Genomic DNA, 19007 nt, shown 5'->3' on the forward strand with positions numbered 1-19007 from the left:
CCCGGCCATGACGGCCTTGGAATCGCAGGTGCTCTCATGACCTACATAGCAAAGCCGAAATTCCATCATCCCGGGCTGAAGAAGAACGATCTCGGCTACACTCACCGCGACTACGAGGGCAAGATCTCGACGCTGTGCGCGGGGTGCGGCCACGATTCAATCACGGCCTCGATCATCGAGGCCTGCTACGAACTCTCGATCGAGCCGCATCGGGTGGCGAAGATCTCCGGCATCGGCTGCTCGTCGAAGACGCCGGACTATTTCCTCGGCAATTCGCACGGGTTCAACTCCGTGCACGGCCGCATGCCCAGCGTGCTGACCGGCGCCAATCTCGCCAACCGCGATTTGATCTATCTCGGCGTCTCCGGCGATGGCGACAGCGCCTCGATCGGCTTCGGCCAGTTCGCGCATTCGATCCGGCGCGGTGTCAACATGACCTATATCGTCGAGAACAACGGGGTCTATGGCCTGACCAAGGGCCAGTTCTCGGCCACCGCCGACCGCGGCTCGAAATCCAAGAAGGGCGTCACCAACACCGACAACGCCATCGATCTCGTCGCCATCGCGTTGCAGCTGGGGGCCACCTTCGTGGCGCGCTCGTTCTCGGGCGACAAGACCCAGCTGGTACCGCTGATCGCGGCTGCGATCCGCCATAAGGGCGCGTCCTTCATCGACGTCATCAGCCCCTGCATCGCCTTCAACAACCACGCCGGCTCGACCAAGAGCTTCGACTATGTCCGCGAGCACAACGACGCCGTCAACCGGCTCGACGTGCTGGTGGGCCGCGATCCCATTGCGGTGGACTATGCGCCGGGCACGGTGCAAATGGTCGAGCAGCACGACGGCAGCAAGATCGCGCTGCGGAAGATCGACGCGGACTACGATCCGCATGACCGGTTAGGGGCCCAGACTTTCCTCGCGAAGCATGCCGCCAAGGGGCAGATCGTCACCGGCCTGCTCTATGTCGACCCCGATGCGGAAGATCTGCACGAGCATCTCAACACCGTCGAGACCCCGCTCAACACGCTGGAAGCTGACACGCTGTGTCCGGGTTCGGCGGCGCTGGACAAGTTCAACGCCAGCCTGCGGTGATCATTTGCCGCGCTGAAGCGGCGGCCTGACACGGATGGTGATCTTGTTCGACACGACAGGCGGCTCGAACGGATAATGCTTCGCGTCGCCCAGCACCAGTTGAAGGGTATGGGTCCCGGGCGGAAGCTCGAGAAATGTCTCGGTCTGCCCTGCCCCGAAATGCAGATGCGACTTGTCCTGCGGGATCGGCTCCTTCGGATCGATGGGATCGCTGACGTCGACCAACAAATGATGATGGCCGGCGTTCTGGTAGTCGTCGCCGGCATGCGTCACGCCCATGTTGCGCAAGCCGAACCGAACCAGAAATCCGCCGCGCAGTTTTTGCCCGTCATACGGGGTGATGAAGTAAAGTTTGGCATCCTTCGGAGCCGTCTTGCCCTGCGGATAGGCAATCCCCGGAAGCAGGACCAGAACCGCAGACAACGCGACAAAGCGAAAGATGTGCATCAAACTTACTCCTGCACTCAAGGACTGAGCGCGACACGGAACCCATGCGTGGGGTAACGAACGTTGGTATCGTAACCGTCGCGGTTGGATGGCCGCACGTATCTCGAATCGTTCTTCCAGGAGCCCGAGCGCAGGACGTGCGAACTGCAGTCCCCACCGCTCCATGCTGAACCGTCGACCGGCGCACCCTGGTAATTCTTGTGCCAGCAGTCCTCGACCCACTGGTCGACGCCGCCGCCCATGTCGTGGAGCCCGAATGGATTCGGCTTGAAGCTGCCGACCTTCGCCGGCTGCTCGGCCGCGAGCTCGCCGCAATCCTTGCATCCGGCCATGCCGGGCTGAAGCTTGTCGCCCCACCAATACTTCGTTTGCGTTCCGCCGCGAGCCGCGTATTCCCATTCGGCCTCGCTCGGCAGCCGGTATTGCTTCTTCGTCGTCTGCGACAGAAAGGCGGCATATTGCTGCGCGTCAGTCCAGCTCACGTTGCTGACCGGCGCATCGTCCTTGCCTGTCGCCATGAAACCACATGCGTTGGCCGCCGCGCATTCGTTCCACTCCCGCACCGTCACCGGATATTTTCCGATCGAGAACGGCTTGATCGTGACCTGGTGGACGGGACGCTCGGTCGGATCATCATTGCTTCCCATCGCGAAACTGCCGCCGCGAATGGCGATCATTTCGGGCTCGCGCACCGGCGTCGAGGACGGGCTTGGCGCCGGTGCGGGCGACGAAGGCGCCGAAGCCAATGAGGGAGAGGGCTGCGGCGCCTGCGTCGCGAGTTCGCGCGGCGGAGCTTGCGGGGCCGGGGATGGGGCCGGAGACGCGGCGGGCGTTGCGATCTGTTCGCCCACCCTGCCCTGATACTGTGCGAGCAAATACCAAAGCGCGCCGGCAGCAATGACGAGCAGCGTGATGGCCAAGAGAAAGATCAGCGCGTTCTCGCGCCGGCTTCTCGTCTTGCCGACGGCGTCTGCATCCGGCAGCACGCGATAGACGCGCACGGGATCGGTGATGTTCTTGACCTTCCGGTCTCCGAGCGATTCATAACCGCACACGACCTTGTGCTTGATCTGCTCGTAGATCGCGCCGGAGATGTAGACTTGGCCCGGTTCCGCGATGCCCTCGATACGCGTGGCGATGTTGACGCCGTCGCCATAGATGTCGTCCGGCTCCACGATGACATCACCGAGATTGACGCCAATCCGATATTCGAGCCGGGAATGCTTGGGAAGCGAGGCGTTGCGGCCGATGAGATTTTGCTGGATCACGATGCTGCATCGAACCGCCTCCACGGGACTGTCGAAGATGGCGATGAAGCCGTCGCCCGTCGTCTTCACCAGGTTTCCATGGTGTTCGATGATGCTGGGCTGGATGAGATCTCGCTCGATCCGCTTGACGCGAACATGCGTGCCTTCCTCGTCGGCCTGCATCAAGCGGCTGTAGGAAGCGATGTCACCGACAATGATTGCTGCCAGACGACGCGGCATCGCGCCGTGCGGAGGTGGCTCGTCCTGATTCCCGGATCTGAAGTTGCGAATTTCGCCCATTGCGCGGGGACTCCACAAACTTGCAAAGGCAGGCCCCAGCCTACGACTTCGAGAAGCAGTCGTCTGTGAAGGCTATCACATTGACAAACTGGAACAACGTCGAAGGAATAGTGATATCGAGTTCCTGTCAGCGAAGGCTTTGAACCCTTCTGGCCCGACCGGCGACTAAAGCACCGCTCGCGACCTCCATTCCATGTCGATCCTGTGATGACGATGTCGAAGAGGAGCGAACGTGAACGTGCCACGCTTGGCCCGCGACTAACGGCCAATCGGCCCTGATCGTCCCGTCGCGGGCCGTCAACGGCTCACGCGTTCGGTGCGACCATGAAGCTTGCCCTCATCCTGCCGCTCGTCCTTGCCGCATTCACCGGCGCCGCCTACGCCGATGAGGCCGACAAGGTCCGGGAGACCACCAAGGCCGAAGCTGAGGCCTTCACGGCGCGGGTCTATGCGGGGGCGCCGGGCGACAAGGCCTATGCCTGCTTCGTCCGCCGCTACGATTCCGAACATCTGGCGCGGCATCCCAAGCAGAAGGTCGCGTCGATGAAGCTGCTGATCTCGGCGGAGACCGACAATGAAGACAAGCTGCTGCACAATTCCTTCCGCCTTGGCTTCCGCTATCGCCATCGCAGCGGCGATTTCGACTCCAGCGGCTCGTGCGGCAGCCACGCGGTGCTGCTCAGCCAGGGCGACGAAGTCCGCATGGGCTGCGGCGTCGACTGCGAGGGTGGCGGCATCGAGGTGGCGCTGTCCAAGGACAACAAGTCCGCCATCATCAGGCTCGAACAGGTCCGGGTCTGGCAGAACAGCAAGCCGGATGACGAGGCCGAGCATGCGCTGGTCGCCGGCGCCGATGACAAGATCTTCCGGCTCGATCGCACCGATAACAGCGAGTGCGCCTCGCTCGTGACCGACCGCAAGGAACTCGCCGCGCTGCGCCACAAGTGATATGTCTCCGACGAAGTCAGTCGAGGGAGATCGCCATGAACCGCCGGAACATGTTGTGGAGCGCCGCCTCGGCTTTGGGCGCAGCGCTTGGCACCTGGAGCGCAAAGGCGGCAACCGAGGCCGCGCCGTCGGACAAGCTCAAGGTCGTCTACCATCTCAGCGATGCCGAGAAGGTCAACTTCGTGCTCGGCAACATCCAGAACCACATCGACGGCGTCGGCGGTCCCGACCACGTCACGATCGCGCTGGTGATTCATGGGCCGGCGCTTAAGGCGTTCCACGCGGCGCAGGCAAACCCCGATATCAGCAAGCGCGTCGGCGAATTCTCCAAGGACGGCGTCGAGCTCGCCGCCTGCGGCAACACCATGAAGGCGCAAAACGTGACGCTGAAGGAGTTGCTGCCGGGCTTCGTCAGCGCGGAAAAAGGCGGCGTGGTCCGGCTGGCAGAGCTGCAATCGCGGGGATATTTTTACTTGCGGCCGTAGGTCTTGAGGTCCCGCCACATCCTCCGTGCTTGACAGACCCATAACTCCACGGTTATGAGTTAATCCATAACTTTCCGGTTATGGATCCTCCATGTCCCCAGCCCCCGATCTCTTGTTCAAGACGCTCGCCGACCCGACGCGGCGGGCGATCTTCGAGCGGCTGTGCCGCGAGGGCGAGCAGACGGTCGGGGCGCTCACCCTGCGCTCCGGTGTGTCCCAGCCAGCGGTCTCGAAACATCTCGGCGCGTTGAAGCAGGCGGGCCTCGTGCGCGACCGCCATAAGGGACGGCAGACTCATTACAGCGCACAGCCCGGCGCGCTCAATCCGCTGATCGACTGGACCAGCCAGATGGCCGGGTTCTGGCAGAACCGGCTCGATGCGCTCGACGATCTCCTGAAGAGGATGGACCAATGACCGAGGCTTCGCGCGAAATGCGCTCCGTCGTGATAGAGCGCGAATTTGCCTTTCCGGCGGAGCGGCTCTGGCGTGCGCTGACGCAGCCGCATCTGATCGAGGAATGGCTGATGAAGAACGACTTCAAGCCTGATGTCGGTCATCGCTTCAATCTTCGCGGTGAATGGGGCGGCGTGCTGGATTGCGAGGTGCTCACCATCGAGCCGCAGAAGACCCTCGCCTACACCTGGAATTTCTCGCATGAAGACGCCGCCTTCGACCTCAAGAGCGTCGTCACTTTCACGCTGACGCCGACCGGCGCGGGCACGCATCTGCGCGTCGAGCAGGCGGGCTTCAGCCCGACGCAGAAGCAGGCTTACGGCGGCGCGCATGCCGGCTGGAAGCAGTTTTTGGCCAAGCTGGACGATCTGCTGGCGCGGCCTGAGTAAGCGCATCCATTCAACCATCGCAAGGAGGTCCGTTGAACATGTGGATTCGACAAACTCATCGCTGGCTATCCATCGCCTTTACCCTCGCGGTGATCGCCAACATCGTCGCCATGATAATGCAGCTCGATGCCGCCTGGATCGGTTTCCTGGCGCTTGTGCCGCTGATCCCGCTGCTCGCGACCGGGCTGTATCTGTTCGCGCTCCCGTATCTCGGCCGTCGTGGTACGCATGGTGAGGCGAGGTCATGAAGAAAGCGGAGGCGAAGAAGAACGCCGCGAAGGTGACGGACGGACCCTCACCCTCCAAGCTGATCGACGGCAGGATCAAGGAGCTCGGCGACTGGCGCGGCGAAATGCTGGCGCGCGTCCGCGGCCTGATCAAGCAGGCCGATCCTGAAGTCGTCGAAGAGTGGAAATGGCGCGGCGTCCCTGTATGGGAACACGACGGCATCATCTGCACCGGCGAGACCTACAAGGAAGTGGTGAAGATGACCTTTGCCAAGGGCGCGGCGCTGGATGATCCCGCCGGCCTGTTCAATTCCAGCCTCGACGGCAATGTCCGGCGCGCGATCGACATTCGCGAAGGCGAGACGATCAACGAGAAAGCGTTGAAGGCGCTGATCCGCACGGCTGTGGAGTTGAATGCGTCCAAGAAGAAGCCAGCCAGGAAGCGATCGAGTTAGAGTAGCGAAGCCGATGCACATTCACGGCGAACGTCAGTGCAAGCGCTCGTCCTTCGAGACGACCGCTTTGCGGTCTCCTCAGGATGAGGCTCGGCAGCATCTCCGCGTGCCAAATTGCGGCCCCATACGCCGTCCTCATCCTGAGGGCCAGCCAGAGGCGGGCGTCTCGAAGGATGGGCCCCGGGCGAAATCTCGCAGCGTCACGCGCCAACAGCCCGCCTCACGCCGCCGCGGTGATCGGGCGCGGGCTCACGACATATTCGCGCAGGACCTTGTCGTTGGCGTCGACCTCGATCAGCGACACGTCGTAGGTCCAGAGATCGGCGAGATGCTGCAGCACCCGCTTGGTATCGGTCTCGTTGAGCTGCGCACCCTTGATGACGTGGTGGTGCAGGATCAGCCGGCGGTCGCCGGAGAGATCGACGTCGACGACCTCGATATTGGCGTCGATGTAGCCGACATCGTGCTGCCGCGCCAACTCGCGCCGCACGCGGCGAAAGCCGCGCTCGTCGTGGATGGCATCGACCCTGATCCCGGCGCGCTCCTCGGGATCGTCGTGCAGATGGAACATGCGGAGCTGCCGCATCAACTTCGGGCTCAGGAACTGCGCGATGAAACTTTCGTCGCGGTAGTTGGCCCAGACGTCGCGCAGCACGCCCATCACGTCGTTCTTGCCGGCGATATCGGGGAACCATTCGCGGTCCTCGTCCGAGGGGCTGGTGACGATCCGTTCGATGTCCTGCATCATCGCGAAGCCCAGCGCATAGGGATTGAAGCCGGAGAAGCGCGGATCGTCGAACTCGGGCTGGAACACCACGTTGGTGTGTGATCCGAGGAATTCGAGGAAGTTGCCGTCGCTGATGCGGCCCTGCTGGTGCAGCTGCGTCATGATGCGATAGTGGACGTAGGTCGCCGTCCCCTCGTTCATCACCTTGGTCTGGCTCTGCGGATAGAAATATTGCGCGATGTGGCGGACGATGCGCAGCAACTCGCGTTGCCAGGGCGCCAGCCGCGGCGCGCTCTTCTCCAGGAAGTAGAGCAGGTTTTCCTGCGGCAGGCCGAGCAGCTTGCGGCGCCGTTCGAGCGAGATCGCGGACCGGGTCTTCGAGGCGCCCTTGGGCACGGTGCGCCAGAGGTCGTTGAAGACTTCCTCCTCGTGCTGACGGCGGCGCCCTGCCCGCTTCTCCTCCTCGCGCAGATCGAGTTTTTTCTTGCCAGGATAGCGATCGATGCCGTGCGACATCAGCGCATGCGCGGCATCCAGCGTGCGCTCGACCTCGATGCGGCCGTAACGCTCCTCGCATTGCATGACGTAGTTCTTGGCGAAATCCAGATAGTCCAGAATGCCGTCGGCATCGGTCCACTGCTTGAACAGATAGTTGTTCTTGAAGAAGTGGTTGTGGCCGAAGGCAGCATGCGCAATCACCAGCGTCTGCATCGTCGCCGTGTTCTCCTCCATCAGGTAGGAGATGCAGGGCGAGGAGTTGATTACGATCTCATAGGCGAGGCCCATCAGGCCCTTGCGGTAGGACGCTTCATGGTACGCGAACTGCTTGCCAAAGGACCAGTGCTTGTAGAACAGCGGCATGCCGACGGAGGAGTAGGCATCCAGCATCTGCTCGGCGGTGATGACCTCGATCTGGTTCGGATAGACGTCGAGCCCGAGATCCTTCATCGCCACCGTCTCGCAGGCGTCGGTGATGCGCTGCAAGGTGTGGAAATCCCAATCCGCGCCTTCGAACAATCGTTCCGTCATGGAGCGGCTTTCTCCTGGGCAGTGTCGCGGCGCTGGAACAGATCGTGGAACACCGGAAAAATCTCGCTGCGCTCGCTGACCTTGCGCATCGAGAGCGGTGCGCCGCTGTTGCGCAGGCGCTCATAGAGGGTCCAGAGCGAGGAGTCGGAGAGATCGAAGGCGCTGCCGCCTGATTCCCCGACCTCGAGATAGGCAAAGAACTGGCAGACCGGCAGGATCTTGTCGGTCAGCAGGAGCCCCGTGAGCTCGCCGTCGGAATAGGAATTGTCGCCGTCGGAGGCCTGCGCGGCATAGATGTTCCAGTCGGACGGATTGAAGCGCTCGCGCACGATCTCGTGCATCGCCTGCAGCGCACTGGAGACCAGCGTGCCGCCAGAAGCCGGGCCATAGAAGAACGTCTGCTCATCGACTTCCTCGGCGCGGTCGGTGTGGCGGATGAAGACGATGTCGACGTGCTTGTAGCGGCGCTTCAGGAACACGTAGAGCAGCATGTAGAAGCGTTTGGCGAGATCCTTCATGTGCTCGGACATCGAGCCTGAGACGTCCATCAGGCAGAACATCACGGCCTGCGCCACCGGCTTCGGCACCGTCTCGAAGCGGCGATAGCGGATGTCGAGCGGATCGATGAAGGGAATGCGCTTGGTCTTCGCCTTCAGCTTTTCGAGCTGGGCGAGAAGCACCACACGTTCGTCGTCGTCCGTGCAGGCGGCGATGGCGGCTTCCAGCTCTTCGATCTCCTCCTTGCTGGGACGCTTGAGCGCGATACGGCGCGCCAGCGCGCGCCGAACAGTCCGGCTCACCGAGATATTGGCGGGCGAACCCGACGTGGTGTATCCGGCACGCTGGATGCCCTCGCTCTCGGTCTGCGCAACCTTGCGCTTGGCAAGATCGGGCAGCTCGAGATCGTCGAGAAAGAGGTCGACAAATTCGTCGCGGGACAGGACAAAGCGGAAGGCGTCCTCGCCGTCGCCTTCGCCGGGGCCGGAATTCTTGGCGCTGCCCTGGCCGGAGCGCTGCAGATAGTCGCCCTCGATGAACTTCTTGTTGCCGGGCAACACCATGTCGCGCGTTCCGCCTTCGCGGCGGAAGCGCGGCTCGTGCATGCCGTCGAGGGGGATCGTGACTTCCCCTCCCTCCAGGACGTCCTTGATGTCGCGTTCCTGCGAGGTCTTCTTGACGGCGCCCTGCACCAGGGATTTGGCCCGACGCAAGAACCGCTGGCGGTTCTCAAGACTCTTGCCGCCCGGATTCAGGCGCCTGTCAATAATGTGAATGGGCACTTTACCATCCGCCTCCCATCCGCCTCAACCGGCCTGCTTCACGCGCATGTACCATTCGACGAGCCGGCGAACCTGACGCTCGGTGTAGCCGCGCTCCACCATGCGTGCGACGAACTCGCCGTGCTTCTTCTCCGTCTCGCCGTCCTTCTTCGACCCGAAGGAGATGACCGGAAGCAGGTCCTCGACTTGGGAGAATATCCTCTTTTCGATCACCTCGCGAATCTTCTCGTAGGAGATCCAGGTCGGATTCTTGCCGCCGTTCTGGGCCCGGGACCGTAACGAGAATTTGACCACCTCGTTGCGGAAGTCCTTGGGGTTGGCGATGCCGGCCGGCTTCTCGATTTTGGTGAGTTCCTGGTTCAAGAGTTCGCGATCGAGCAGCTGGCCGGTATCGGAATCCTTGAAGTCCTGGTCCTCGATCCAGGCATCGGCATAGTCGACGTAACGATCGAACAGGTTCTGGCCGTAATCCGAGTAGGATTCGAGATAGGCCTTCTGGATCTCGTTCCCGACGAACTCGGCGTAGCGCGGCGCCAGGTCCGCCTTGATGAATTCGAGGTAACGCTTCTCGACTTCCTCTGGCAGCTGCTCGCGCTTGATCGACTGCTCCAGCGCGTACATCAGATGCACGGCATCGGCGGCGACCTCCTGCGGATCGTGGTTGAAGGTCGCGGCCAGGATCTTGAAGGCAAAGCGGGTGGAGACGCCGTCCATGCCCTCGTCGACGCCGGCGGCATCGCGATATTCCTGGACGCTGCGCGCCTTGGGATCGGATTCCTTCAGGCTCTCGCCGTCGTAGACCCGCATCTTGGCGTACGTCGTGGAGTTCTCGTGCTTGCGCAGACGCGACATCACCGAGAACCGCGCCAGCGTCTCCAGCGTCGAGGGCGCGCACGGCGCGGCCGCGAGCTCGGAGCCCTGGATCAGCTTCTCGTAGATCTTCTGCTCTTCCGTGATCCGCAGGCAGTAGGGCACCTTGATCACGCAGATGCGGTCGATGAAAGCCTCGTTGTTCTTGTTGGCCTTGAAGCTCGACCACTCGGCTTCGTTGGAGTGCGCGAGGATCACGCCGGTGAAGGGGATGGCGCCGATATTCTCGGTGCCGATGTAGTTGCCTTCCTGCGTCGCGGTCAGCAGCGGGTGCAGCATCTTGATCGGCGCCTTGAACATCTCGACGAACTCGAGCACGCCCTGGTTGGCGCGGTTGAGGCCGCCGGAATAGCTGTAGGCGTCGGGATCGTTCTGCGCGTAGGTCTCGAGCTTGCGGATGTCGACCTTGCCGACCAGCGAAGAGATGTCCTGGTTGTTCTCGTCACCGGGCTCGGTCTTGGCGATGCCGATCTGGCGCAGCCGCGACGGCTGGATCTTGGCGACACGGAATTGCGAGATGTCGCCGCCGAAGGCCTCAAGGCGCTTGTAGCACCAGGGGCTCATCAGGCCGGTCAGACGACGGCGCGGAATGCCGTATTTCTCTTCCAGCATCGGACCCAACTGATCGGGATCGAACAGGCTGAGCGGGCTTTCGAACACCGGCGAGAGTTCGTCACCGGCCTTGAGCACGTAGATCGGATGCACTTCCATCAGCGACTTCAGCCGCTCGGCGAGCGATGACTTGCCGCCGCCGACCGGGCCAAGCAGATAGAGGATCTGCTTGCGCTCTTCGAGGCCCTGCGCCGCATGACGGAAGAAACCGACAATGCGCTCGATGGTCTCTTCCATGCCGTAGAAGCCGGCGAAGGCCGGATAGGTGCGGATCGTGCGGTTCAAAAAAATACGGCCAAGGCGTGGGTCCTTGGCCGTGTCAATCGTTTGGGGTTCACCGATCGCCGCTAGCAATCGCTCCGCCGCATTGGCGTATTTCATGGGATCGCTTCGACACGATTCCAGATATTCCGCCATCGACATGTCGTGCTGGCTTCTCGCCTCGAACGACCGAGCGAAAGCGTTGAATAGAGAATCGTTGTACATGATCCCTCTCCGCGTGAGTTCCGCTACACAACTGAACTAAAGCAGCGACTGGACCGTTCCGTAGCGCCACTCTCGAATCAGCGTGAGCACATGACGATCATTGGACACCCGGGTGCCGACTTGACGCAACGCACAACGTAGGCACTCGTTGAGTTACGAACAGGCACCTGCCTGTTATTTGTGCGAATCTATATCCATCATCGCTCATTTCCAGAAAATGTCACTCGCTCGCAACATCCGGGCATTACCGGGGGAAGAGTCCATCCGGCACTGCCGCAGTCAGCGATCCGCGAGCGGCGATCTTATGACGCTTGTACGGCGAAGCCTTGAGCGCCACCTCGCGGGCCCCGTTCATCTTCCTCCTGCTGCAGTGCGGCGCGGAGACCGCTCGCAGCATGACAATCGCGGCAAGTGCGCAGCAGTGTCTCGAAATCGGTCGCCAGGCCCTCCGACGGGATGACGATGCGATCGTTTTGCGCGCAACGGGCCAAATCGGGGATGCAGCGGAGCTGCCGCCGCAAGGCCGGCGTCGGCGTCAGCACGATCATGCGGTGGCCGCGGCTCTCCTCAGCCGAAATCTCCGCAATCGAATCCCACAGCAGAAATTCATTGCCGATGCGGAGATCGCGGATGCCGTAGGGGGTGACGACCACCACCGCTCCTCGTTCGGCGGGGAGCATCCAGATCAACCGGATCGTCATCAGCGCGAACACCACCACGCCGGCAAATCCGATTATCGTGTCGTAATCGCCAAGACCGTCCCACCAGTCGAAGGCGAGGGCCGCGCTGAGCAGGGTCATGGCAAAGCCAGCCGCCACCAGCAGTCGCAGCGACGTCGTGCACGGGCTGATTTCGAGATCGCGAGAGGCGTCGATTGTGATCGCCGAAGCAGCCGATTGCTGGCTGTCGGCGACGGCCAGACCTTCAGGATGTGCGTGCATGCTTTTCCCCAGCATGGCCATTCGCGACCGAGCCATGATGTACCAGACGGACCGGAATCCGCTGGTGGCACTCCACGCAGCCACTGGCTGACGACGAAGCGGCCGACGTTACGCAACCAGACCCGGCCAAACCTTCGGCCAGCGACTTTTTACGCAACAACCGCTACTGCCGCCTGGATCGCCACGATCGCGACGGAGTTACACTGGAGGGTATGACGCCTGTACCCTTGATTGGTTCCCTCAGGTGCGCATGTAAGCTAGAGGATAGCGCCTCAGGACCGGCGCGGAAACCCCTCGCCCGCAGGCTTGGAGATAAATAAGCATCATGAATCCCGTCAAAGAACTGGAAAAGCACGGACAAGCCGTCTGGCTGGACTTCCTGGCCCGTGGCTTCATCGCCAAGGGCGACCTGAAACGACTGATCGAGACCGACGGCGTCAAGGGCGTCACCTCCAACCCCTCGATCTTCGAGAAGGCGATCGGCAGCTCGGACGAATATGACGCCCCGATCGGCAAGGCGCTGAAGCGCGGCGACCGGACCGTGGCCGATTTGTTCGAGGCCGTCGCGGTCGAGGACATCCAGAACGCGGCCGACGTGCTGCGCCCGGTCTATGACCGCCTCAAGGGCGGCGACGGCTATGTCAGCCTGGAAGTCTCGCCCTATCTGGCGCTCGACACGTCCGGCACCGTCACCGAGGCGCGGCGGCTCTGGAAGAGCGTCGGTCGCAAGAACCTGATGGTGAAGGTTCCGGCGACGCCCGAGGGCCTGCCGGCGATCGAAGAGTTGATCGGCGACGGCATCAGCATCAACATCACGTTGCTGTTCTCCAGGGCGGTCTACCTCCAGGTGGCGGAAGCCTACATCGCCGGGCTCGAAAAATACGTCGCCGGCGGCGGCGATCCCTCGCATGTGGCGAGCGTGGCCAGCTTCTTCGTCAGCCGCATCGACTCCGTGGTCGACAAGCAGCTCGACGACAAGATCGCCCGCGCCAACGATCCGTCCGAGAAGGAGCGGCTGGCCGCGCTCAAGGGCAAGGTCGCGATCGCCAACGCCAAGGTCGCCTACCAGGATTACAAGCGCCTGTTCTCGGGTGCCCGCTGGGACAAGCTCGCCGCCAAGGGCGCCAAGCCGCAGCGGATGCTGTGGGCCTCGACCGGCACCAAGAACAAGGATTACAGCGACGTCCTCTATGTCGAAGAATTGATCGGCCCCGACACCATCAACACCGTGCCGCCGGCAACGCTGGATGCGTTCCGCGACCACGGCAAGCCGCGCGACAGCCTGGAAGAGAACGTCGAGGACGCCCACCGCGTGCTGGAAGAGCTGGAGCGTTCCGGTGTCTCGCTCGATGCCATCACCGAGGAGCTGGTCAAGGACGGCGTCAAGCAATTCGCCGACGCCGCCGACAAGCTCTACGGCGCGGTCGCGCATAAGCGGGCGACCGTGCTCGGCGCCGCGATCGACCGCCAGCAGCTTTCGCTCGGCGACGGGCTCGGCAAGGCGGTCGCCAAGAGCACCGAGGAATGGCGTGCCTCCGCCAAAATCCGCAGGCTGTGGCAGCGCGACAAATCGGTCTGGACCGGCGCGGACGAGGACAAATGGCTCGGCTGGCTCGACAGCGCCGCCAAGGCCGACGTCGCCGACTATGAAGATTACGCAAGCCGGGTGAAGGGCCAAAAATTCTCCGACGCCGTCGTGCTCGGCATGGGCGGATCGAGCCTCGGGCCGGAGGTGCTCGCCGAGACATTTGGGAAGAAGCCCGGCTTCCCGAAGCTGCATGTGCTTGACTCCACCGACCCGGACCAGGTGCGGGCGATGGAGGCGAAGATCGACATCGCCAACACCGTGTTCATCGTCTCCAGCAAGTCCGGCGGCACCACCGAGCCGAACGCGATGAAGGACTATTTCCATGAGCGCGTTGCGCAAGCGCTCGGCCCGAAGGCAAAGACCGGCTTCCGCTTCATCGCGGTGACGGATCCCGGCTCATCGCTGGAAAAGGCCGCCAGGAAACTGAACTATGCCCGCATCTTCCATGGCGAGCCCTCGATCGGCGGACGCTATTCCGTGCTGTCGCCGTTCGGCCTCGTGCCGGCGGCGACCGCCGGCATCGACGTCAAGACCTTCGTCAAGCATGCACTCTCGATGGCGCGTTCCTGCGGACCGGACGTGCCGCCGAGTGAGAACCCGGGCGTGCAGCTCGGCCTCGCCATCGGCCTTGCCGGCCTGGAAGGCCGCGACAAGGTGACGATCCTGTCGTCGAAAAAGATCGCCGATTTCGGCGCCTGGGCCGAACAGCTCATCGCGGAATCGACCGGCAAGGAAGGCAAGGGCCTGATCCCGATCGAGGGTGAGCCTCTGGGCGATCCCTCTGTTTACGGCACGGACCGGTTCTTCATCGACATCCGCGTCGAAGGCGAAGCCGACGCCGCCCATGATTCCAAGCTCGCCGCGGTCGAGGCGGCCGGCCACCCCGTGGTGCGCATCGTGATGAAGTCGATCGACCATCTCGGCCAGGAGTTCTTCCGTTTCGAGATGGCCACGGCGGTGGCAGGCTCGATCCTGGGCATCAACCCGTTCGACCAGCCGGATGTGGAAGCTGCCAAGATCAAGACCCGCGAGCTCACCGCCTCGTTCGAGAAGACCGGCACCTTGCCTGAAGAGCAGCCGGTGGTCAGCACCGATGAGGCCGATCTCTACACCGACGAGGCCAACGCGACTGCGCTGCGTGCCGCCGGCGCCAATGGCGACCTCACCTCGTGGCTGAAGGCGCATCTGTCGCGCTCCAACCACGGCGACTATGTCGCCCTGCTCGGCTATATCGCGCGGGACAAGGCGACTATCGACGCGCTTCAAGCCATGCGGCTGGAGGTGCGCGAGAAGCGGCAGGTCGCGACCTGTGCCGAGTTCGGCCCGCGCTTCCTGCATTCAACCGGGCAGGCCTACAAGGGCGGGCCCGACAGCGGCGTGTTCCTTCAGATCACCGCCGACGATGCCAGGGATCTCGCCGTGCCCGGCCAGAAGGCCAGTTTCGGCGTGATCAAGGCGGCGCAGGCCCGCGGCGATTTCGACGTGCTCACCGAGCGCGGCCGGCGCGCGCTGCGCGTGCACCTCAAGGGCGGACTCAAGAAGGGTCTTGCCGCACTCAATGCAGCGCTCAACGACGCGCTGAACTAAGGGAATATTGCAGATGCAACTCGGCATGATCGGCCTCGGCCGAATGGGCGGCAACATCGTTCGCCGCCTGATGCGCCACGGGCATTCGACCGTGGTCTATGACAAGGACGCCAAGGCCGTAGCAGGCCTCGCCGCAGACGGCGCGGTCGGCTCGGCGACGCTGGAAGACTTCATCGCGAAGCTCGAGCGGCCGCGCACGGCCTGGGTGATGCTGCCTGCGGGGCACATCACCGAGACCACGATCAATACGATCGCTGGCGTGATGCAGGACGGCGACGTCATCATCGACGGCGGCAACACCTTCTGGCAGGACGACGTCCGCCGCGGCAAGGCGCTGAGAGAGCGCGGCATCCACTATGTCGACGTCGGCACGTCCGGGGGCGTCTGGGGTCTCGACCGCGGCTATTGCATGATGATCGGCGGCGAGAAGCAGGTGGTCGACCGGCTCGATCCGATCTTCGCCGCGCTCGCGCCCGGCGCCGGCGACATTCCGCGCACGGAAGGACGTGATGGACGCGATCCCCGTATCGAGCAGGGCTACATCCATGCCGGCCCGGTCGGGGCCGGCCATTTCGTCAAGATGATCCATAACGGCATCGAATACGGCCTGATGCAGGCTTATGCCGAAGGGTTCGACATCCTCAAGAACGCCAACATCGAGGCCTTGCCGGCGGATCACCGCTACGATTTCGATCTCGCCGACGTCGCCGAGGTGTGGCGGCGCGGCAGCGTGATCCCGTCCTGGCTGCTCGACCTCACCTCGACGGCGCTCGCCGACAGCCCGCAGCTTACGGAATATTCCGGCTTCGTGGAAGATTCCGGCGAGGGCCGCTGGACCGTCAACGCTGCGATCGACGAGGCCGTGCCGGCCGAAGTCCTCACCGCGGCCCTCTACACACGTTTCCGTTCCCGTCGGGAACACACCTTCGCCGAAAAAATTCTCTCCGCGATGCGCGCGGGGTTTGGCGGCCACAGGGAGCCGAAGCAGCCGGGCGCCGCGAAGCCCAAACAATAAGCGTACCCAAGCGAAGGCCGACAATTCGTGACAAAAGACCCGCAAGCCAAGCGCAAGCCCGAAAATTGCGCCTTCGTCATCTTTGGCGTGACCGGCGACCTCACCCATCGCCTGGTGATGCCGTCGCTCTACAATCTCGCTGCCGAGAACCTGTTGCCGGAAAAATTCTGCGTCGTCGGCGTGGCCCGCAAAGGCCAATCGGATGACGAGCTGCGCGACAGCCTGATGAAAGGCCTGCGGCAGTTCGCGACAAGGCCGGTCGACGACGACATCGCCAAACAGCTGCTGCAATGCGTCACCTTCGTCGAGGCCGATCCGAAGGACCCGCCCTCGTTCGACCGCTTGCGCGAGCATCTGGACTCGCTGGAGTGTTCGCAAGGCACCGGCGGCAATCGCCTGTTCTATCTCGCCACGCCGCCCGCTGCCTTCGCGCCGACCGCGCGCGAACTCGGCCGCACCGGCATGATGAAGGAGAACGGCGCCTGGCGGCGGCTGGTGATCGAAAAGCCGTTCGGCACCGACCTCGCCTCGGCCCGCGCGCTGAACGCAGAGCTGCTGAAGATCATGGACGAGCACCAGATCTACCGGATCGATCATTATCTCGGCAAGGAGACGGTGCAGAACATCCTGGTGCTGCGCTTTGCCAACGGCATGTTCGAGCCGATCTGGAATCGCAACCACATCGACCACATCCAGATCACGGTGGAGGAGAAGCTCGGCGTCGGCCATCGCGGCGGCTTCTACGATTCCACCGGCGCGATGCGTGACATGGTGCCGAACCATCTATTCCAGCTGATGTCGCTGGTCGCGATGGAGCCGCCGGCACGGTTCGACGCGCATTCGGTGCGCTCCGAGAAGGCCGACGTGCTCAACTCGATCCAGCAGCCGAGCCGGGAGGAGGCGCTGAAGAACTCGGTGCGCGCGCAATATCTCGCAGGCCGCATCGGTGACGACGAGATCACGGACTATCGCAAGACCGAGGACGTCAAGCCCGGCAGCACCACCGAGACCTTCGTTGCGCTGAAGCTGATGATCGACAATTGGCGCTGGGCCGGCGTTCCCTTCTATTTGCGTACCGGCAAGGCGCTCGGCCACAAGCGCACCGAGGTCGCAATCAAGTTCAAGCAGGCGCCGCTGTCGATGTTCTCGGGCACGGACATCGATCGCCTGTCGCAGAATTTCCTCACCATCGGCATCGCGCCGACCGAGACCATCGAGCTGCAATTCAACGCCAAGATCCCGGGGCCGAGCATCACCATCGACGGCGTCGAGATGAAGTTCCGCTACGGCGACTATTTCCGGGCGGATCCCTCGACCGGCTACGAGACGCTGATCTACGACTGCATGATCGGCGACAACATCCTGTTCCAGCGCGCCGACGGCATCGAGGCCGGATGGCAGGCGGTGCAGCCGTTCCTGGACGCCTGGAAAAGCGCGGGCAGCAACGGCATCGAGACCTATGAAGCCGGCAGCGACGGCCCGAAATGCGCCGACGAGCTGCTGCGGCGGGACGGGCGAAGCTGGCGGAAGTTTTCGTGATGGCAACGGCCGAACAGCCGAAGCTGATCGTCGAAGCTGATGCCGAGGCGCTGGCGCAGACGGCGGCCGAACGGGTGATGGCGCGGATCGCGGCCAACCCCGCGCGCATCGCGATCTGCCTTACCGGCGGCTCCAGCCCGAAGAAGCTCTATCAATTGCTCGGCGGCGCCCCCTGGCGCGGCAAGATCCCGTGGGACCGCGTGCACTGGTTCATCGGCGACGAGCGATTCGTGTCCGAGAGCGATCCCCTCAACAACATGGCGGTCGCGCGCGCGACGTTTCTCGATGGCAATGCGCCCGCCGGCCATATCCACCCGATCCCGACCATTGCTGACAATCCGGACCGAAGCGCCGAGGCCTATGCGCGCGAGCTGCGAGCCTTCTACGGTTCTGAAAGTCTCGATCCGGCGCGACCGCTGTTCGACCTGGTGCTGATGGGCGCCGGCCCGGATGGCCACACCGCCTCGCTCTTTCCGGGCTTCCCCGCAATCGAGGAGACCGAACGCTGGGTCGTCGGGGTGCCCAAGGCCAATGTCGCACCTTTCGTGCCGCGCATTTCGCTTACCCTGCCCGTTCTGGCGTCCTGCCGCGAAATGCTGTTCCAGATTGCCGGGCACGACAAGCAGCCGATCTTGACGCGCCTCCTCAATGGCGAGACTCTGCCCGCATTACGCGCGCGCTCGAATGGTGAGACCGTCTGGCTGGTCGACCAGGCCGCGCTTCCGGAGGGAATTCGTGGGCCGCGTTGAAGCACCTTGTGCATTGATCGTGATGGGCGTGTCGGGTTCGGGCAAGAGCACGGTTGCGGAAGCACTCGGCGAGCGGCTCGGCTGGCGTTTCGAGGACGGCGACAGCTTCCATCCCCCCAGCAATGTCGAGAAGATGCGGGCCGGTCACCCTCTCACCGACGAGGACCGCTGGCCCTGGCTCAACGCCATCGCCGACGAGATCGCGCGGGTCTGCGACAAGGGCGGGCATGTCATCATCGCCTGCTCGGCGTTGAAGCACACCTATCGCGACGTGTTGCTGCGGGGGCGCGACGACGTCCGCTTCGTGTTCCTGAAGGGCACCAGAGAGCTGATCGCCGAGCGGCTCGCGCACCGCAAGGGCCATTTCATGCCGCCCGGGCTACTGACCAGCCAGTTCGACACGCTGGAGCCGCCGGAAGCGGGCGAGCACGTGATCACCGTCTCGATCGACGAAACCGTCGAAGCGATCGTGGACGGCGTGGTGCGGCAGTTGAAGCTTGGCGGGACGAAGCGCTGAGACCTGGAAACCTGAAGGTTCTG

General features: G+C 63.2%; 18 protein-coding genes. 12 read left to right on the top strand and 6 right to left on the bottom strand.

Annotation, left to right across the window (positions count from 1 at the left end):
* Nucleotides 1-36 precede the first annotated feature (36 nt).
* Nucleotides 37-1092: a 2-oxoacid:ferredoxin oxidoreductase subunit beta gene (locus IVB24_RS33130; RefSeq protein ID WP_094977220.1), complete on the top strand. Its 1056-nt coding sequence runs from the start codon at nt 37-39 to the stop codon at nt 1090-1092.
* Here the strand turns inward: IVB24_RS33130 and IVB24_RS33135 are convergent, their stop codons facing one another.
* On the bottom strand, nt 1093-1539 hold the full coding sequence (locus IVB24_RS33135; RefSeq protein WP_166475993.1) for a DUF4399 domain-containing protein: 447 nt from the start codon (nt 1537-1539) through the stop codon (nt 1093-1095).
* Between the two features lie 17 nt (nt 1540-1556).
* Complete coding sequence (locus IVB24_RS33140; protein ID WP_247770537.1) at nt 1557-3086, bottom strand: SUMF1/EgtB/PvdO family nonheme iron enzyme; 1530 nt, start codon at nt 3084-3086, stop codon at nt 1557-1559.
* A 324-nt stretch (nt 3087-3410) separates the two neighbouring features.
* Here IVB24_RS33140 and IVB24_RS33145 point away from each other — a divergent pair, with 324 nt between their 5' ends.
* The 6 genes from IVB24_RS33145 (at nt 3411) to IVB24_RS33170 (ending at nt 6044) form a co-directional block, all read left to right on the top strand.
* A complete protein-coding gene (locus IVB24_RS33145) occupies nt 3411-4034 on the top strand; it encodes a hypothetical protein (RefSeq protein ID WP_247770538.1) in 624 nt (207 codons plus the stop codon).
* Between the two features lie 35 nt (nt 4035-4069).
* Nucleotides 4070-4519, top strand: a complete 450-nt coding sequence (locus tag IVB24_RS33150; protein WP_247770539.1) for a DsrE family protein — start codon at nt 4070-4072, stop codon at nt 4517-4519.
* A gap of 91 nt (nt 4520-4610) precedes the next feature.
* Nucleotides 4611-4934, top strand: a complete 324-nt coding sequence (locus IVB24_RS33155; protein WP_247770540.1) for a metalloregulator ArsR/SmtB family transcription factor — start codon at nt 4611-4613, stop codon at nt 4932-4934.
* Complete coding sequence (locus tag IVB24_RS33160; protein ID WP_094977214.1) at nt 4931-5362, top strand: SRPBCC domain-containing protein; 432 nt, start codon at nt 4931-4933, stop codon at nt 5360-5362. Before IVB24_RS33155 ends, IVB24_RS33160 begins: the two co-directional genes overlap by 4 nt.
* Before the next feature lie 38 nt (nt 5363-5400).
* A complete protein-coding gene (locus IVB24_RS33165) occupies nt 5401-5610 on the top strand; it encodes a hypothetical protein (RefSeq protein WP_094977213.1) in 210 nt (69 codons plus the stop codon).
* Complete coding sequence (locus IVB24_RS33170; RefSeq protein ID WP_247770541.1) at nt 5607-6044, top strand: DUF1801 domain-containing protein; 438 nt, start codon at nt 5607-5609, stop codon at nt 6042-6044. Before IVB24_RS33165 ends, IVB24_RS33170 begins: the two co-directional genes overlap by 4 nt.
* Nucleotides 6045-6264: 220 nt before the next feature.
* Here the strand turns inward: IVB24_RS33170 and IVB24_RS33175 are convergent, their stop codons facing one another.
* The 4 genes from IVB24_RS33175 to IVB24_RS33190 form a co-directional block, all read right to left on the bottom strand.
* Nucleotides 6265-7800, bottom strand: a complete 1536-nt coding sequence (locus tag IVB24_RS33175) for a SpoVR family protein (protein ID WP_094977211.1) — start codon at nt 7798-7800, stop codon at nt 6265-6267.
* The gene (locus tag IVB24_RS33180) at nt 7797-9074 is read right to left on the bottom strand and encodes a YeaH/YhbH family protein (protein ID WP_181956213.1); all 1278 of its coding nucleotides are present in this window, start codon (nt 9072-9074) and stop codon (nt 7797-7799) included. Before IVB24_RS33180 ends, IVB24_RS33175 begins: the two co-directional genes overlap by 4 nt.
* Nucleotides 9075-9104: 30 nt before the next feature.
* Entirely contained in the window at nt 9105-11048 is a 1944-nt protein-coding gene (locus IVB24_RS33185) for a PrkA family serine protein kinase (protein ID WP_094977209.1), read from the bottom strand.
* 302 nt (nt 11049-11350) lie between these two features.
* On the bottom strand, nt 11351-12010 hold the full coding sequence (locus IVB24_RS33190) for an STM3941 family protein (RefSeq protein WP_247770542.1): 660 nt from the start codon (nt 12008-12010) through the stop codon (nt 11351-11353).
* Nucleotides 12011-12314: 304 nt separating this feature from the next.
* Between IVB24_RS33190 and IVB24_RS33195 the strand changes: the two genes are divergently transcribed.
* From IVB24_RS33195 to IVB24_RS33215, 5 genes are read left to right on the top strand one after another with little or no spacing between them, the layout of a single operon-like run.
* Nucleotides 12315-15164, top strand: coding sequence for a bifunctional transaldolase/phosoglucose isomerase (locus IVB24_RS33195; protein WP_247770543.1), 2850 nt, complete (start codon nt 12315-12317; stop codon nt 15162-15164).
* A 13-nt stretch (nt 15165-15177) separates the two neighbouring features.
* Nucleotides 15178-16179, top strand: coding sequence for a phosphogluconate dehydrogenase (NAD(+)-dependent, decarboxylating) (gene gnd, locus IVB24_RS33200; RefSeq protein ID WP_094977206.1), 1002 nt, complete (start codon nt 15178-15180; stop codon nt 16177-16179).
* A 27-nt stretch (nt 16180-16206) separates the two neighbouring features.
* Nucleotides 16207-17718, top strand: coding sequence for a glucose-6-phosphate dehydrogenase (zwf, locus tag IVB24_RS33205; RefSeq protein ID WP_247770544.1), 1512 nt, complete (start codon nt 16207-16209; stop codon nt 17716-17718).
* Nucleotides 17718-18467 (top strand): 6-phosphogluconolactonase, encoded by a 750-nt coding sequence (gene pgl / locus IVB24_RS33210; RefSeq protein ID WP_166468287.1) that lies wholly within the window; start codon nt 17718-17720, stop codon nt 18465-18467. Before zwf ends, pgl begins: the two co-directional genes overlap by 1 nt.
* A complete protein-coding gene (locus IVB24_RS33215; RefSeq protein ID WP_094977203.1) occupies nt 18454-18984 on the top strand; it encodes a gluconokinase in 531 nt (176 codons plus the stop codon). Before pgl ends, IVB24_RS33215 begins: the two co-directional genes overlap by 14 nt.
* Nucleotides 18985-19007: the final 23 nt, after the last annotated feature.

The organism is Bradyrhizobium sp. 192 (assembly GCF_023100965.1).
Taxonomy (GTDB): Bacteria; Pseudomonadota; Alphaproteobacteria; order Rhizobiales; family Xanthobacteraceae; genus Bradyrhizobium; species Bradyrhizobium symbiodeficiens.

Excerpts from the sequence above, each read along its gene's own strand:
- IVB24_RS33135 (WP_166475993.1), bottom strand. The coding sequence starts at position 1,539 with ATGCACATCTTTCGCTTTGTCGCGTTGTCTGCGGTTCTGGTCCTGCTT.
- IVB24_RS33195 (WP_247770543.1), top strand. The coding sequence starts at position 12,315 with ATGAATCCCGTCAAAGAACTGGAAAAGCACGGACAAGCCGTCTGGCTG.
- IVB24_RS33170 (WP_247770541.1), top strand. The coding sequence starts at position 5,607 with ATGAAGAAAGCGGAGGCGAAGAAGAACGCCGCGAAGGTGACGGACGGA.
- IVB24_RS33140 (WP_247770537.1), bottom strand. The coding sequence starts at position 3,086 with ATGGGCGAAATTCGCAACTTCAGATCCGGGAATCAGGACGAGCCACCT.
- IVB24_RS33190 (WP_247770542.1), bottom strand. The coding sequence starts at position 12,010 with ATGGCCATGCTGGGGAAAAGCATGCACGCACATCCTGAAGGTCTGGCC.
- IVB24_RS33155 (WP_247770540.1), top strand. The coding sequence starts at position 4,611 with ATGTCCCCAGCCCCCGATCTCTTGTTCAAGACGCTCGCCGACCCGACG.
- IVB24_RS33150 (WP_247770539.1), top strand. The coding sequence starts at position 4,070 with ATGAACCGCCGGAACATGTTGTGGAGCGCCGCCTCGGCTTTGGGCGCA.
- pgl (WP_166468287.1), top strand. The coding sequence starts at position 17,718 with ATGGCAACGGCCGAACAGCCGAAGCTGATCGTCGAAGCTGATGCCGAG.
- IVB24_RS33130 (WP_094977220.1), top strand. The coding sequence starts at position 37 with ATGACCTACATAGCAAAGCCGAAATTCCATCATCCCGGGCTGAAGAAG.
- IVB24_RS33145 (WP_247770538.1), top strand. The coding sequence starts at position 3,411 with ATGAAGCTTGCCCTCATCCTGCCGCTCGTCCTTGCCGCATTCACCGGC.
- IVB24_RS33160 (WP_094977214.1), top strand. The coding sequence starts at position 4,931 with ATGACCGAGGCTTCGCGCGAAATGCGCTCCGTCGTGATAGAGCGCGAA.
- IVB24_RS33185 (WP_094977209.1), bottom strand. The coding sequence starts at position 11,048 with ATGTACAACGATTCTCTATTCAACGCTTTCGCTCGGTCGTTCGAGGCG.
- gnd (WP_094977206.1), top strand. The coding sequence starts at position 15,178 with ATGCAACTCGGCATGATCGGCCTCGGCCGAATGGGCGGCAACATCGTT.
- IVB24_RS33175 (WP_094977211.1), bottom strand. The coding sequence starts at position 7,800 with ATGACGGAACGATTGTTCGAAGGCGCGGATTGGGATTTCCACACCTTG.
- IVB24_RS33165 (WP_094977213.1), top strand. The coding sequence starts at position 5,401 with ATGTGGATTCGACAAACTCATCGCTGGCTATCCATCGCCTTTACCCTC.